Here is a 13,932-nt window from a genome sequence, read left to right on the forward strand (position 1 = left end):
AGCGGAACAACCTGGTCAGAGTTCGGGTAGTATGCGCGCCGCAGGTCGGCTTCCGGCGCTGATGGACCTGAATGTGCACAGATCCGTACGGCGGTGTTCTCTTGCTGAAGAAATCCGACAAGAAGCCCGACAGGAAGTCCGACAGGCACGGTGACCCGTACTCGGACCTGGACCGGCAGATCGCCTGCGCGCTGCAGGTCAACGGCCGGGCGAGCTGGGCCAGGATCGCGCAGGTCCTCGGTGTCTCCGAGCGGACCGTGGCCCGCCGCGCGCAGCCGCTGCTCGACAGCGGCGTGATCCGCGTGGTGGCGACGGTCGACACGCAGCGGATCGGCTGGGGCGAGCCGGTCCTGTTACGGCTGCGGTGCCGCCCGGGCACCACCCGGGATGTCGCCCAGGCGCTCGCCGACAGCCGTGAGACGCGCACGGTCATGCTCACCGAGGGGTCGACGGACTGCTTCGTCGAGGTCGTGCCGCCCCATCAGGACTGGCTGCGGGAGCTGCTGCTCGACCGGCTGCCGGGGATCAGCGCCGTCGCCGCGCACCACGCCCACTCCACGCTGCGCTTCTTCCGGGCCGCGCACGAGTGGCACACGCAGGCGCTGGACGGGCAGCAGACCGGCCTGCTGGAGCGCAAGGGCCTGCCGCCGTTCGCCGCGGTGGACGACGTCGCGCGGCTGAGCGACGAGGAGGAGCAGGTGGTCCACGCCCTCGCCGCCAACGGCCGCCTTCCCATCGGCACGCTCGCCACCCGGGTCGGTGTCGCCCCGGCGACCGCCTCCCGCCAGGTCGACGGCCTGATCCGGCGCGGTGTGGTCCGGATACGTGCGGAGGTCGACCGCTCCCTGCTGGGACTCCCGACCGAAGCGCTGCTGTGGCTGCGGGTCGGCCCGTCCCACCTCGAACGGATCGGGCAGGCACTGGGCGAGCACCCCGCGGTGCGCATGGTCGTCGCGGTGACCGGCGACTACCAGCTGTGCGCCGACCTCTTCCTCGGCGGGCGCTGGGACTTGTACGAGTTCCTCACCAGGACGCTGGGGGCCTTCGACGGGATCATCGACTTCGAGGTGCTCGACGTCCTGGCCACGATCAAACGGGCCGGCCTGGTGATCCGCGACCCGCGCGGCCGGCCGGGCACCGGCCGGCCGCAGCGCGCCGCCGGCCGGGGCGCACCCCGCTGACGGGCCTGGTCCGTGGCAGCGTTCGCGGTCACAGGGCGGGCACCCCGGCCGCGGCCCCCGACGGTTCGTCGTCCTCCTCCAGGTCCCGGCCGGCGGTCTCCTCGCCGTACAGCGCGAGAGCGGCGGTCGCGGCGGCCATGGGCAGGGCGACGGTGAGCGCGACCAGCCGCCCGCCGGAGTGCTGCGCGATCAGCGCCGCGAGCGCGGGCGGGCCGAACATGCCACCGGCCTTCGTGCACGCCGCCGTCAGGCCGCTGCCGACGGCGCGCATGCCCGTGGGGTAGATCTCGGCGGCGTACGGCGCGAGCATCGCCACGATGCCGGTCGTGCCGGTGATGAGCAGGGCGAGCAGGCCGATGGTCAGGACGCGGCCGCCCCGCATGTCGGTGACCGCGAGCAGGCCGAGCGCGGCCACGGTCAGCATCCCGTACAGGACCATCGCCTTGCGGCTGCTCCAGCGGGTGTAGCAGACCGCGACCAGCAGGGTGGCGGGGATCGCCAGCAGCGACGACAGGAACAGCAGGGCGCCCGGTGAGGTGCCCGCCACAGACGCGTCCTTGAGCAGGGTGGGCAGGAAGGTCATGTAGCCCCAGTTGATGAGCCCCCAGGCCAGCGCGTAACCCCCGACCACCGTGGTGCGGCGCAGCCAGCGCGGGCCGAACAGTGCCGTCCAGCCCGCCGCGGCGCCGCTGCCGGCCGGGTCCTCCGCCGTGGGCACACCCGGAGTGGGCGGTCCTGCGGGCAGCGCGGGCTCGACGACCAGCACCATCCCGTACGTCGCGCCCACCGCGCGGGCCTCTGCCATGCGGCCGGTCTCGGCCAGGAAGCGGGGGGACTCGGGGAGCCAGCGGTTCAGCAGCAGCAGAAGGCCGACGAAGGGCACATGGGCGAACCACATGGTCCGCCACCCGAAGTGCGGGATCAGCAGCAGGGCCAGGCCGCTGGTGGCGAAGTAGGCGATCACGGTGGCCAGTCCCGCCTGTAACACCATCACCAGCCCGCGGTGCCGCGGCGGCAGCGACTCGGCCGCCATGGCGTAGGCGATGGGGATGAGCCCCCCGGCGCCCGCGCCCATCAGGAAGCACATGACCAGGTTCCACTCGAACGTCGGCATCACCGCGCAGACCGTGGTCGCCGCGAAGACCAGGCAGGACATCAGGACCGTGGCGCGGCGCCCGACCCGGTCGCCGAGGCGGCCCCAGGCCAGCGAGCCGACCACGGTCCCGGTCAGGGCCACCACCGGCAGCACGGAGACCTGGCCCTGCGTCAGGCCGTACTCGCTCTTCATCCCCGGCAGGATGAAAGCCAGCGTCGCCGGCTTCATCACGTCCACCACCAGCGCGAGCGACAGCGCCGTGATCAGCCTGACATGCGCGGCGGTCAGCCCGGCCTGGGGTTCGCTGACGACCCGGTAGCGCTCGGTGCGGGCCGCGGGGGCCGGCACCCGCCCGACCAGCCCGGCCAGGGACAGGGCAAGCCCCAGGCCGACCAGGACCATGCCGACGGTCATCGCGGTGCCGGCCGCCCCGCTCCCGTCGGACCCCATGTCCGTTCCCATACGCGCTTTCCCGCCGTGCATCGCGAAGTACATCGGCACATGCAGGGCCAGTCCTGCCGCGAGCAGGACCAGCCCTCCCCAGAACCAGGAAGGCCGTGCCAGGGCGGCGCCCTTGTCCGCGGTGGACTTCGGGCTGCTGTCGGTCGCACTCATGTGGGGAGCCCCTCGCTGTGCGGCGTCAGTGCGGGTACGGGCAGCGGCGCGCGGCATCCTGGCCGCCCGCCCCGGTGTCGCCGGGCGCGTCGGCCGGGTGCAGCGGGCGGCCCTGGGCGTCGTGGTGCGCGAAGTACGTGGTCGCCGGCCGCAACCGCCGCGCATGGAGCACCATGGCCGTGCCGAGGCCGAGTTGCAGCAGGCTGCGCCCCACGTCCTCCCAGCGGTCGCGCGCCCGCAGGAAGGCCCGCACCGCCGCCAGCCGGTGCCCCGGCAGCTGGTGCCCGCGGCGCACCAGCAGGCAGGGTGCCCGGTGCGGGATGGACCGGGTGTGGGACACCGAGGAGTGCAGCGTGAAGCGGTCGAGCACCTCGTGCGTGACCGCGCGCGTCACCAGCGGCGCCAGCCGCCAGGCCGGGCAGGGCCGGTTCGCGGCCACCCCGAAGGGGATGTGGTGCGCGTCCCTGGCCGACAGGTGCTCCCAGCGGCCCGGGTCGAAGTCGTCGGGCCGGTCGGTGCCCGTGGCGTGGTAGGCGGGGTAGTCGAAGCACAGCACGGTGCCGGCCGGGTAGCCCACGCCGCCGCCGGTCTCGATCCGGGCGCTGGTGATCCGGTGCGCGATGCCGAAGAGCGGGTAGCGGCGCAGGGCCTCGTTCATCACGTGGCCGAGGTAGCGCTCGTCGTACCCGCCGTCCGCGCCCCTGTCCCGGCACCTGCTCTGCACCCGCGGGTGCTCGGCCAGCGCGAGCAGCAGGTGCGCCATCGCCTCCGACATCTGGACGACGGCGGTGTTGAAGAACGTGCCCTGCAGGTAGTGGGCCTTGTCGCGGTCGGTGGGCAGCTCTGCGGGCAGGTCGTGCGGCACCTCGCCGGCGGCCAGCCGGCGCAGCAGGTGGCGGGTCAGCCGCTCACGCCGCCGCATGTGCCTGAGGCGGGTGTTCTTCAACGAGTCCACCACGTCACGGGCGTTGCCGGTGATCAGGTCGCGCACCGCCGGCGGGCAGGGCTCGTGGAAGACCAGCTCGTGGAAGAACTCCGCCCACACCGGCATCATCAGGTCGCGCAGCCGCACCAGGGTGGCGTCGCCCGGCACCAGTTCGTCCAGCACCCTGGCCGCGCAGGCCGCCGCCCGCGCGGACAGCTCGGTACTGGCGCCGGCGAGTATCGCGTTGGTGGTACGGGCGACCGCCGCATAGCGGGGCCCGGGCTCCAGGTGCTCCTGGTGGACCTCGGGACCGGGGGAGAGCCAGTACCAGAACAGGTCGGACAGGCCCGCGCCCCTGCTGCGCCCGTCGGCGGCCGGGTCGGCGTACAGCCGCAGGAACTCCTCGGGCCCGACGCGGTCGTTGGGCACCACGACCCCCTCGGGGCCGTTGACCGCCGCGAACACCCGCACCCGCAGGGCGACCAGGGCCCGCGGCAGCCAGTACGGGCTGGACAGCGCCAGCCCCACCGCGGCCGCCCCCGCCGCACCCGGCATCGCGGTCAGCGTCCTCGCCCTGCCCACCTGCTCCACCTCGTTCCCCTCGCCTGCCTGGCCGGAGCCGCTGACGCCGCCGCGCCCCGCTCGTCTCCCCGCACCTGGTCCCTCGCCGCGCTCACCACGGCGCCTGCCCGCCCCTGCGCACCACCTGGTCGCGGGTGACGCCGGCGCAGTCGGCCGACCCGCACAGGGTCAGCACGTGCGCGGTCTGCTCGCGCAGTTCCGCCAGTACGCGGGCGGCGCCGCGCTCGCCGTCGGCGGCCAGGCCCCACAGCACGGGGCGGCCCACGCCGACCGCCGTCGCGCCGAGGGCGAGTGCGGTGACCACGTCGGCGCCCGAGCGCACCCCGCCGTCGAGCAGTACGGGGACCCGCCCGGCCACGGCGTCGGCCACCGCGGGCAGCGCCTCCAGTGCGGCCGGCGCCGCGTCGAGCTGCCGGCCGCCGTGGTTGGAGACGACGACCCCTGCGACGCCCTCGGCCACCGCGATCCGCGCGTCCTCGGGGTGCAGCACCCCCTTGACGAGCACCGGCAGTCGGGTGGCCGCGCGCAGCGCTGCCAGGTCGGCCCAGGACAGGGCGGGCGACATCGCGATCGGGCGGGTGCTGCCGGGCGGCCCGCCCGGCAGGTCGCGCATGTTCTCCGCCGCATAACCGGGCGGCAGGTCGTGGAAGCGGTTGCGGTCGTCGCGGGCGCGGCGGCCGAAGACGGGGGAGTCGACGGTCACCACCAGCGCCGTGCAGCCCGCGGCCTCGGCCCGCCGCACCAGCTCCCGGGTGACGGCCGGCTCCGGCTGCAGGTACAGCTGGAACCACACCGCCGCCTCGGGCCGCACCGCGCGGGCCGCGGCAGCCACCTCGCCGACCGCGGTGGTCGAGGCCATCGAGGTGGTCAGCACCGCCCCCGCGGCCGCCGCGGCCCGTGCGGTGGCCGCCTCACCGGCCGGATGGGCCAGCTTGTGGAAGGCGGTCGGCGCGACCACCACCGGCAGCGTGTCCGGCGCGCCCGGCAGGTCCACGGTGGTGCGGGCCGGCCCCGAACCGCGCAGCACCCGCGGGAGCAGCGCCAGCCTGCGGAAGGCCGCCTCGTTCTCGGCGACGGCCCGCTCGCCGTCGGCGCCGCCCTCGAAGAAGTCCCAGTGCACCGGGTCGAGTCGGGCCCGTGCCTGGTCCCGCAGCCGCGCCAGCAGCCCGGTGGCCGGCCCCGTACCGGAGGCCTCCTGTGCCGCCTGCGGTGTCGCCCGTTGTGCCGCCTGCCGTGTCGGTGCCCCGCGCAGGCGCGGCGCGGGCGACCGGGTCACGAGGCGCCGGGCGACGGCGCCCCCGGGACGTCGTGCGCCCGCAGGAAGCCGATCAGCGGGGCCCGGTGCACCGTCTCGCTGTCCCACTCGTTCTCCAGGTTCTCGGTGATGTGGTGCTCGGCGAGCACCTTGCCCTCCTGGAAGAGCCGCACCACCGGGTGCAGATAGCGGCCGTCGAGCCCGCCGGTGGACTGCTGGGACACCCGGCTGACCGACACGTCGAACGGGTTGACCTTGTCGTGGTCGGCGCCGTACTCCAAGGTGACGGTCAGACAGCGGTCCACGGCGCCGAAGCGCCCGTCGGCGACGGCCGGGTGGAGGTGGTCGAGCGGCACCTCGGGGTAGTAGCGGACCGAGCCGTCCGTGCCGAGGGCGACGGTGTCGGCCAGGAAGGCGAACATCTGCCAGAGTCCCGAGGAGCGGTTGACCCGGGCCAGGATCGCGTCCGCGACCGCCTCGGGCGTGCCGGCCACGTCCTCGGACGGCCAGTCCCTGCCGTGGTAGCGCTGCTCCAGGATGCGGTGGAGCGCCCGTACGGCGTAGCGGAAGCCGTGGATGAAACCGCTGGTCGACCTCTTGAAGTCGCGCACCTGTGTGATCGTCCCGGCGAAGAACAGATCGGGGACGTTCACCGACTCCCATGACTCGGTCTGCGCCGGGAAACGGTCCTTGATGGTGAGCGCGGGGCGGCAGTCCTCGTCGAAGATCGAGGCGTCGAATCGGAAGCCGGTGGCAAGGATGACCCGGTCGTAGGGAATCTCCTTGACCACCTCTGCGACCCTTGCGAATTTCACGGCGACTCGGTAAGTGCCGTCTTCTTCCTTTTTGACGTACTGGATGTCGCCGTCCAGCAGGGCGTTCTGCGACTTGAGCTGGTAGGAGTCGAGGAAGTTGTTGTTGACCGCTCTGAGATGTCCGACGAAGTGGGTCTGCCAGGCGAGCCTGAGAGAACCGGGACCCGCCACGTGGATGACCGCGGCATTCTCGATCAGATTGTCCGCCGTCTCGAAGGCCGAATTCCCGCGGCCGACCACAAGGACGCGTTTTCCGGTGAACTCCGCGGGGTCGACCGATACGTCCGCGTAGGTCTCGGCCAGCTCCGCGCCCTCGAAGGGCGGAACGTAGGGGCGGGTGACGCCGGTGGCCGCGATGATGCGGCGGGCGCGCAGCACCGTGCCGTCCGCGGTGTGCGCGAGGAAGTCCCCGCGCGGCGCTCCGTCGCCCTCGGAAGTCCCGCCGGGCTCACGGGAGATACGGACGATGCGGGTGTTGCAGCGGATGCGTATCCGATGGGCCGCGGCGAAGTCGCCGAGGTAGCCGACGAACGCGTCCGCGGGCGGGAAGTAGCGCGGGGTGACCGCGGTGAACAGCGGTCCGTTCTCCTGCGACAGCAGGGAGTTCCAGTCCATCCGCAGGTTCAGTTCCGGATCGTCCCAGCCGGTGTTGACCTTGTTGTTGGAGATCATCGTCCGGTGCCGGGGAAAGCGGCGGAAGAATGTGCCTGGTGACTCGCCCGCCTCCACCACCAGGTATTCTCTGCCGGCCCGCTCCAGGAAATACCCGGCCTGGGTGCCCGCAGGCCCCGCACCTACCACCAGGTAATCGAGCCGTTCTTCTCCGGACATCAAGACCTCCAGGGCTCGGACAGGATGCGCGGCCACCCTAGTTTAGTCTTCAAGGAGTCTTCAAGGAGTCATCAGGAACGGCCTGATGTGATCCACGTCACACCGCAATGCGGGGTTGTCCCGCCGACTTTGCGGATAACTAACCAGGCGGTCGGCCCCGACCGGGGCGGTGCATCCGGGCGGCCCCCAACGGGTGAAATACGCAGAAGTGCGGCCCTTTCCGCGCGGCTGAATACCGCCCCTGATCCCGCCCCTCGGTCCCGCCGCTGACCGCCCCTGATCCGCCCTGATCCGCCCCTGATCCGCCCTGATCCGCCACGAACGGAGGCACGGTGAACGTCTCGACAGAACCGGTGTTCCCGCGGCCCCTGGTCGATGTGCTGCTGCGCGAGCCCGACGTACCGGCCTTCGAGTACCGGGCGCGTCCCATACCGCGTGTGGCGGTGCTGCGACTGGTGCGGCAGGCAGTGCGGGGGCTGAGCGCCGCGGGACTGGGTCCCGGCAGCGCCGTGGCCGTCACCACCGCCGTGACCCCGCACGGCTTCGCCGCGCAGATCGCCGCCCACCTGCTGGGGTGCCGCGTCACCGGCCTGCGCCCCGGCCTGACACCCCCTCAGCTGGCACATGTCCTCGGACAGGGGGTCGACGCGGTCCTCGCCGACGGCACGACGGCCGACGAGTCGCTGGCCGCCGCCGCGCGAGCCGCGGGCGCCCGCCACCTCGACCTCGCGCGGGACGTCCTGCCGGACGCGGTGCCGTCCTCGGGATGGGACGGCCCGGCCCGCACCGGCGAGGTCGCGGAGCTGCGGTCCACGCCCGAACTGGCCGCGCGGGGCCGGCAGGACGACGTCGCCCTGATCACCCTGACCAGCGGCAGCACCGGCAACCCCAAGGGCTGCGCGCAGACCTACGCGGCCCTCAGCCGGCACTGGTCGTGGCAGCCGCCCGAGCGCTGGACCGCGGTCGCCCGCGAACTGGCCGTCGGCTACCGCCGGTTCCTGGTATTCGGGACCCTCACCAGCGCGGTGATGATGGAGCACCTCGCGGTGTGCCTGCTCAGCGGCGGCACCGCCGTCATACCCGAGGCGCCCGTCTCCTTCCCGCACACCTGGGCACGCCACCGCGTCACCGCCTGCCTGTGCACCGTCCCGCGGCTCTACCAGGTGCTGGACGTGCTGCGCGCCGAGCCCGTCGACACCTCCGCCATGCGCGCCCTGCTGGTGGCCGGTTCCCCGCTGCCCGCGCACCGCATGGCCGAGGCCGTCGACCTGCTGGGGCCGGTCGTCTACCAGGGCTACGGACAGACCGAGACCGGCATGCTCACCCTGCTGACGCCCGCCGACATCGCCGCGCGGGGCGCGCAGGTGCTCGACACCGTGGGCCGGCCGGTGCCCGGCGCCGACGTCAGCGTTCGCGACCCGGAGGGGACGCCGGTGCCGGCGGGCACGGCCGGCGAGGTCTGGGTGCGCACCGACGGCATGATGTCCGGCTACTGGCAGGAGCCGCAGCGCACCGCCGAGGTGGTCACGGACGGCTGGATCAGGACACGCGACCTGGGCACCCTCGGCCCCGACGGCTTCCTGCGGCTGGTCGGACGGGCCCGCGACGTGGTCTTCGTCAACGCGATCCTCTACTACACCGGCGCCATCGAGACCGTGCTGTGCGAGCACGGCGACGTCGACCAGGCGTACGTCGTCGCCGCGCCCGACGAGCGCACCGGCGAGGCGGCGCACGCATTCCTCGTCGCGGCACCGGGCCGCACCCCCGACCCGGGCGAGCTGCGCAAGGCGGTCGGCGCCGCCCTGGGCGACGGTGCGGTGCCCGCCACCTTCACCCTCATCGACGCGGTGCCGACCGCCCCCGGCGGCAAGCCCGACAAGCGGGCGCTGCTCGCCCGCGTCCGGCAGTCCGGCGGCGCGGAGGCCACCGGCGGCGCGTGACGCGCGGCCCGTGTCGCTCCCGACCCCTTTTCCCACTGCCCGCACGGGGGCCGGCCTGCCGCCGAAGATTTTCGGGGCACCGGTGTTGCGCTTCGATTATTCGACTGTCAGCGTGATGGGCATCCCAGGGATGCCCATCACACCCTGCTGACTTGTGAGTTGAAGCGCTTCGCTCACCCCGTGTCCGGCAGTGAGAGAGAGGGATGACACGTGGTCTCGAAAGTAGCCAGGACGAGAGCGTTCGTCGTCGCCGTCCTGCTGGCGGTCGCCGCGTCGGTGTCAGGGCTGATGATCCAGGCGTCGGCCGACACCTCGCCGCAGTCGAGCGCTTCGCAGGTGGTGGCCGACATGGGTGCGGGCTGGAACCTGGGGAACCAGCTCGAAGCCAGCGCCAACGGGTACCCCAGCGAAACCGCGTGGGGGAACCCGGCCGTGACCCAGGCCCTCATCGACAAGGTGAAGGCCGCGGGGTTCAGGACGATACGGATCCCGGTCTCGTATCTGGACGACATCGGCCCCGGCCCTGCCTACACCGTCGACTCGGCCTGGCTGAACAGGGTCCAGCAGGTCGTCGACTACGCGTACGGCCGCGGCATGTACGTGATCATCAACATGCACGGTGACGGGTACAAGACGGTCACCGGCTCCTGGCTGATCTGCGACTCGTCCTCGCAGACGGCGATCAAGGCCGAGTACCAGAAGGTCTGGCAGCAGATCGCCTCCCGGTTCCAGAGCTACGACCAGCACCTGATCCTGGAGTCCATGAACGAGGAGTTCACCGGCCAGTACGGCGACCCCACCCAGCCGTGCTACGCGAACATCAACGCGTACAACCAGATCTTCGTGGACACCGTCAGGCAAGCAGGCGGCAGCAACAGTTCGCGGTGGCTGCTCGTCCCCGGCTGGAACACCAACATCGACTACACCGCGGGGAACTACGGCTTCGTGCTGCCGACCGACAGCCACAGGTCCTCCTCCATTCCCAGCGGTGAACAGCGGATCATGATCTCCGTCCACTACTACGACCCGTGGGACTTCGCCGGCGACACGAACGGGACCATCACGCAGTGGGGGCCGGCGGCGACCGACCCGTCGAGGACGTCGACCTGGGGCCAGGAGGACTACCTGGACGCCCAGTTGAAGAAGATGCACGACGGGTTCGTCGCGAAGGGCTACCCGGTCGTCGTCGGTGAGTACGGCTCCATCGACAAGTCGTCGTCCGACTCCGCGAGCAACAGGTACCGCGCGGACTACGCGCGTGCCGTGACGGCGACGGCCACGAAGTACGGTGCGGCTGCCGTCTACTGGGACAACGGCGTGAACGGCCAGTACGGCTTCGGGCTGTTCGACCGGAACTCCTCCACGGTGACCCAGCAGGGCATCGTCGACGCCATCATGAGCGGCACCTCCGGCGGCACGACCGCCGGCGGGACGACCACGACGGGCGGTTCCACCGGCGGCGGTGGCCTGCCCGTGCACGCGGTGGGCGCGGGCAAGTGCCTCGACGTGCCCGGCGGAACGCAGGCCAACGGTACGCAGCTGGATATCCGGGACTGCAACGGCAGCACCCAGCAGACCTGGACCGCCACGTCCTCGAAGCAGCTGACGGTGTACAGCGGCGCCAAGTGCCTGGACGCCTACCGGAAGGGAACCACCGCGGGCACGGCGGTCGACCTCTACGACTGCAACGGCGGCAGCAACCAGCAGTGGAACGTCAACTCCAACGGCACGATCACCTCGGCCCAGTCCGGCCTGTGCCTGGACGTCACAGGGGCCTCCACCGCCAACGGCGCACTGGTCGAACTGTGGACCTGCAACGGCGGCGCCAACCAGCAGTGGAAACTCGGCTGACACCACAGCCCGGGACGCAGCCGCCCGGGCAGGGTGAGGCGCGCGGGGCGACTCCTGCGGTCGCCCCGCACCGCCTTCCCGGGTCGGGCCGTCAGTCCAACGAGATGACGCCGGCCTGGATCGGGGCCTGCTCTGCGTAGGGGGCGCCCGTCACGACGAAGACGAGGCCGGAGCGGTGGCGCGGGCCAGGGTCGGTCAGGGGGATGGTGAAGCGGCTGTAGCCCCTCGGCATCGGCGAGGACAGGCGCGTCCACTGCGCCGGATCGCCGAGGGCGCGGTTGACGAAGAAGTCCTGGTCGCTGTTGGCGCTGAGGACGATGGTGCCCTGGGGACCGCCGGAGTCCGACCACGCCACGGTCGGGGCGGCCGAGGGGGCGTACCCGTCCTGGTCGAGGAGTTCCAGCGCCGGGGCCGGGCCGAACGACTCCGGGTCCCGGGCGAGCTTGTAGCGCACCGGGTAGTAGGTGTCCGTGACGCCGTACTCGTAGCTCATGATCCACAGGTCGCGGCGCACCTGCGCGACGGTGATCATGCCGGGGCGCTTGCTGTACTCCTCACCCACGGCGTCGTCGACGACCTCGCCCCAGTGCCGCAGGTCCCTGCTGGTCTGGTGGGCCAGCTTCTGCCCGAACGCCGGGTCCCGCTGGTCGGAGTAGTAGCAGACCAGCCGGTCGCGGTGCAGCAGCAGGAAGGGCTCCCACACCGGCGTGTTGCCGTTCTGCGGTACGGGCGGGCCGCCCTCCGTCACCGTGCTCAGGAAGCGCCAGGTCAGGCCGCGGTCGAGGCTCGCGTACAGCACGATCCGGGTGCTCGCGGAATCAAGGGAGTTGGCGGCGCACAGCACCGTCCCCTTCGGGAGGCCTGCGAAGGCGCGCGGCAGCTCGTAGAGGAAGGGCTGCAGCCAGATCCTTCCGGACTCGCCGCCGTCCGGCACCTTGCTCTGCGGGCGCCAGGTACGGCCGCCGTCGTCGCTGCGGAAGACCGGGAATCCGCCCGGCTGCCCGGAGTCGAACTGCTGGAAGGTCGCCAGCAGCGTCCGCGGTCCGCCCGGCCGCTGCTCGCCGAGCCGCACGGCCCGCGCGTAGGAGGCGCCTGATCCGGGGTCGGCCACCGTGACGGGACCGAACGGCACCTCGTCCGGCGCGGGGCCGGGGCCCGGGCCGATCGGCGCCGCAGCCGCCGATACCGCGCCGCCCACGGACAACGCCACGGCTCCTGCCGCTCCTGCCGCGAGCAGCGCCCTGCGCGTCGGACGCCCCGCCGGGTCAGCCGCTCCATCTGCCTGCCGTCCATCGGTGGATGCGACCCACCGCGAGTCATGACCATGGTCCATGGTTCACCTTCGCTCTCTCTGAGATCGGCGGCCGGGACATTACGCGCAACTTTGATGCCCGGTCAATGATGCTGTCCGCGAAGGGGAGTTCGTTAGGGCAAAAATGGAAGAAGGCTCCGCGTGTGGCGCGATTCGATCCCGTCGTTGTGCTGATCTTTGCCGAGAAGGCGGGCAGTGGTGCGGGCGCGGGCACCGGGTGAACTAGCCTTCTCCCCGTGAACCAGCCAGTAGGCCTGCCGCCGCCACCGCCGTCGCTGGGCGTGCGCGACCTCAACCGGCTGCGGGTGATCGAGTCGATCCACCTCCACCCGGGCAGCAGCCGGACGGACATCGCCCGGCGCACCGGGCTGTCGCGCGGCACCGTGTCCAGCGTGGCCGAGGAACTCGACCAGGCCGAGCTGATCCGCGAGCACGAGGCTCCCGGTGAGGAGCAGCGCCACCGCGGCACCGGCCGGCGACCCACGCTGCTCTCGCTCGTGCCGGGCGCGGCCTTCGCGGTCGGCATCGACATCGGCCACCAGCACGTCCGTGTCATCGTCTGCGACCTGGCCGGTGAGCCGGTCGCAGAGCAGTGGTCCCGCGCGCAGGTCGACGAGGCGCCGTCGGCGACCCTGGACCTCGCGCACGACCTGGTCCGCCGGGCGCTGCGGGAGGCGGCCGTCGCCCCGCGGCGGGTGATCGGGGCGGGAATCGGACTTGCCGCGCCGTTCGATCCGGCCACCGGCGAGATCAGGGCGGACGGGATTCTCCCCGGCTGGCAGGGCGTCGTCCCCGAGACGGAGATGCGCCGGCGGCTCGGGATGCCGGTGCAGCTGGCCAACGACGCGGACGCCGGCGCCCTCGGCGAGAACGTCTTCGGCGCAGGACAGGGCGTCAGCGACATGACCTACATCCGGCTGTCGGCCGGTGTGGGCGCGGGGCTCATCCTCGGCGGCCGGCCCTACGGCGGCGCCCGCGGCATAGCCGGCGAGGTCGGCCACGTCTGCGTCAAACCCGACGGCGTGATCTGCCGGTGCGGCAACCGGGGGTGCCTGGAGACGGTGGCGAGCCCCGTCGCGGTGGCGCGGCAGCTGGAGCACGTCATCGAGGCGCCGGCCGGCGAGGAGTTGCTCGGCCTGATCGCGGCCGGCGACCGGCGGGCACTGCGGGCCGTGGCCGACGCCGGTGAGGCCGTGGGCTTCGCCCTGTCGGCGGTCGTGAACGTCCTCAACCCCGAACTGGTGGTCGTCGGCGGCGAACTGGCCGCGGCGGGCGACGCGCTGCTCGACCCGATCCGCGCGACCATCCACCGCCACAGCCTGGCCGGTGCGGCCACCACGGCCCGGGTGATCACCGGAGTGCTCGGCGACCGCGCCGAAGTCCTGGGCGCGGCGGCCCTGGCCCTGGCCAGGTCGCCCGCCGCACTCGTCGAACGCATGCGCGCGCCCGCCTAGGCCGTGTTCTGGAAGTAGCGCCGTCCGCCCACAGGGCGGGCCGCGCGGCGTCCGGTGCGTGCGATTGCAAGGCGG

Annotated in this window: 9 protein-coding genes; 4 read left to right on the forward strand and 5 right to left on the reverse strand. The window is 72.6% G+C overall.

Features of this window, described 5'->3' with window-relative positions; translation table 11 throughout:
* The first annotated feature begins 101 nt into the window (after positions 1 to 101).
* Positions 102 to 1,181 (forward strand): Lrp/AsnC family transcriptional regulator, encoded by a 1,080-nt coding sequence (locus tag JT723_RS21830; protein ID WP_205046426.1) that lies wholly within the window; start codon positions 102 to 104, stop codon positions 1,179 to 1,181.
* Between the two features lie 28 nt (positions 1,182 to 1,209).
* Here JT723_RS21830 and JT723_RS21835 read toward each other — a convergent pair whose 3' ends face one another.
* The 4 genes from JT723_RS21835 to JT723_RS21850 form a co-directional block, all read right to left on the reverse strand.
* A complete protein-coding gene (locus tag JT723_RS21835) occupies positions 1,210 to 2,892 on the reverse strand; it encodes an MFS transporter (protein WP_205046427.1) in 1,683 nt (560 codons plus the stop codon).
* Positions 2,893 to 2,917: 25 nt separating this feature from the next.
* Positions 2,918 to 4,372, reverse strand: a complete 1,455-nt coding sequence (locus JT723_RS21840) for a cytochrome P450 (RefSeq protein WP_205046471.1) — start codon at positions 4,370 to 4,372, stop codon at positions 2,918 to 2,920.
* Positions 4,373 to 4,490: 118 nt separating this feature from the next.
* Positions 4,491 to 5,564 (reverse strand): alpha-hydroxy acid oxidase, encoded by a 1,074-nt coding sequence (locus JT723_RS21845; RefSeq protein ID WP_205046472.1) that lies wholly within the window; start codon positions 5,562 to 5,564, stop codon positions 4,491 to 4,493.
* 107 nt (positions 5,565 to 5,671) lie between these two features.
* Positions 5,672 to 7,300, reverse strand: a complete 1,629-nt coding sequence (locus JT723_RS21850) for an NAD(P)-binding domain-containing protein (protein WP_205046428.1) — start codon at positions 7,298 to 7,300, stop codon at positions 5,672 to 5,674.
* 332 nt (positions 7,301 to 7,632) lie between these two features.
* Here JT723_RS21850 and JT723_RS21855 point away from each other — a divergent pair, with 332 nt between their 5' ends.
* The gene (locus tag JT723_RS21855) at positions 7,633 to 9,240 is read left to right on the forward strand and encodes a class I adenylate-forming enzyme family protein (RefSeq protein ID WP_205046429.1); all 1,608 of its coding nucleotides are present in this window, start codon (positions 7,633 to 7,635) and stop codon (positions 9,238 to 9,240) included.
* A 210-nt stretch (positions 9,241 to 9,450) separates the two neighbouring features.
* Positions 9,451 to 11,091: a cellulase family glycosylhydrolase gene (locus JT723_RS21860; protein WP_251512565.1), complete on the forward strand. Its 1,641-nt coding sequence runs from the start codon at positions 9,451 to 9,453 to the stop codon at positions 11,089 to 11,091.
* Between the two features lie 91 nt (positions 11,092 to 11,182).
* Here JT723_RS21860 and JT723_RS21865 read toward each other — a convergent pair whose 3' ends face one another.
* On the reverse strand, positions 11,183 to 12,301 hold the full coding sequence (locus JT723_RS21865) for a sialidase family protein (RefSeq protein ID WP_205046430.1): 1,119 nt from the start codon (positions 12,299 to 12,301) through the stop codon (positions 11,183 to 11,185).
* A 338-nt stretch (positions 12,302 to 12,639) separates the two neighbouring features.
* Here JT723_RS21865 and JT723_RS21870 point away from each other — a divergent pair, with 338 nt between their 5' ends.
* On the forward strand, positions 12,640 to 13,857 hold the full coding sequence (locus JT723_RS21870) for an ROK family transcriptional regulator (RefSeq protein WP_205046431.1): 1,218 nt from the start codon (positions 12,640 to 12,642) through the stop codon (positions 13,855 to 13,857).
* The last annotated feature ends 75 nt before the right edge of the window (positions 13,858 to 13,932 follow it).

Source organism: Actinacidiphila bryophytorum, assembly GCF_016916835.1.
Classification (GTDB): domain Bacteria; phylum Actinomycetota; class Actinomycetes; order Streptomycetales; family Streptomycetaceae; genus Actinacidiphila; species Actinacidiphila bryophytorum.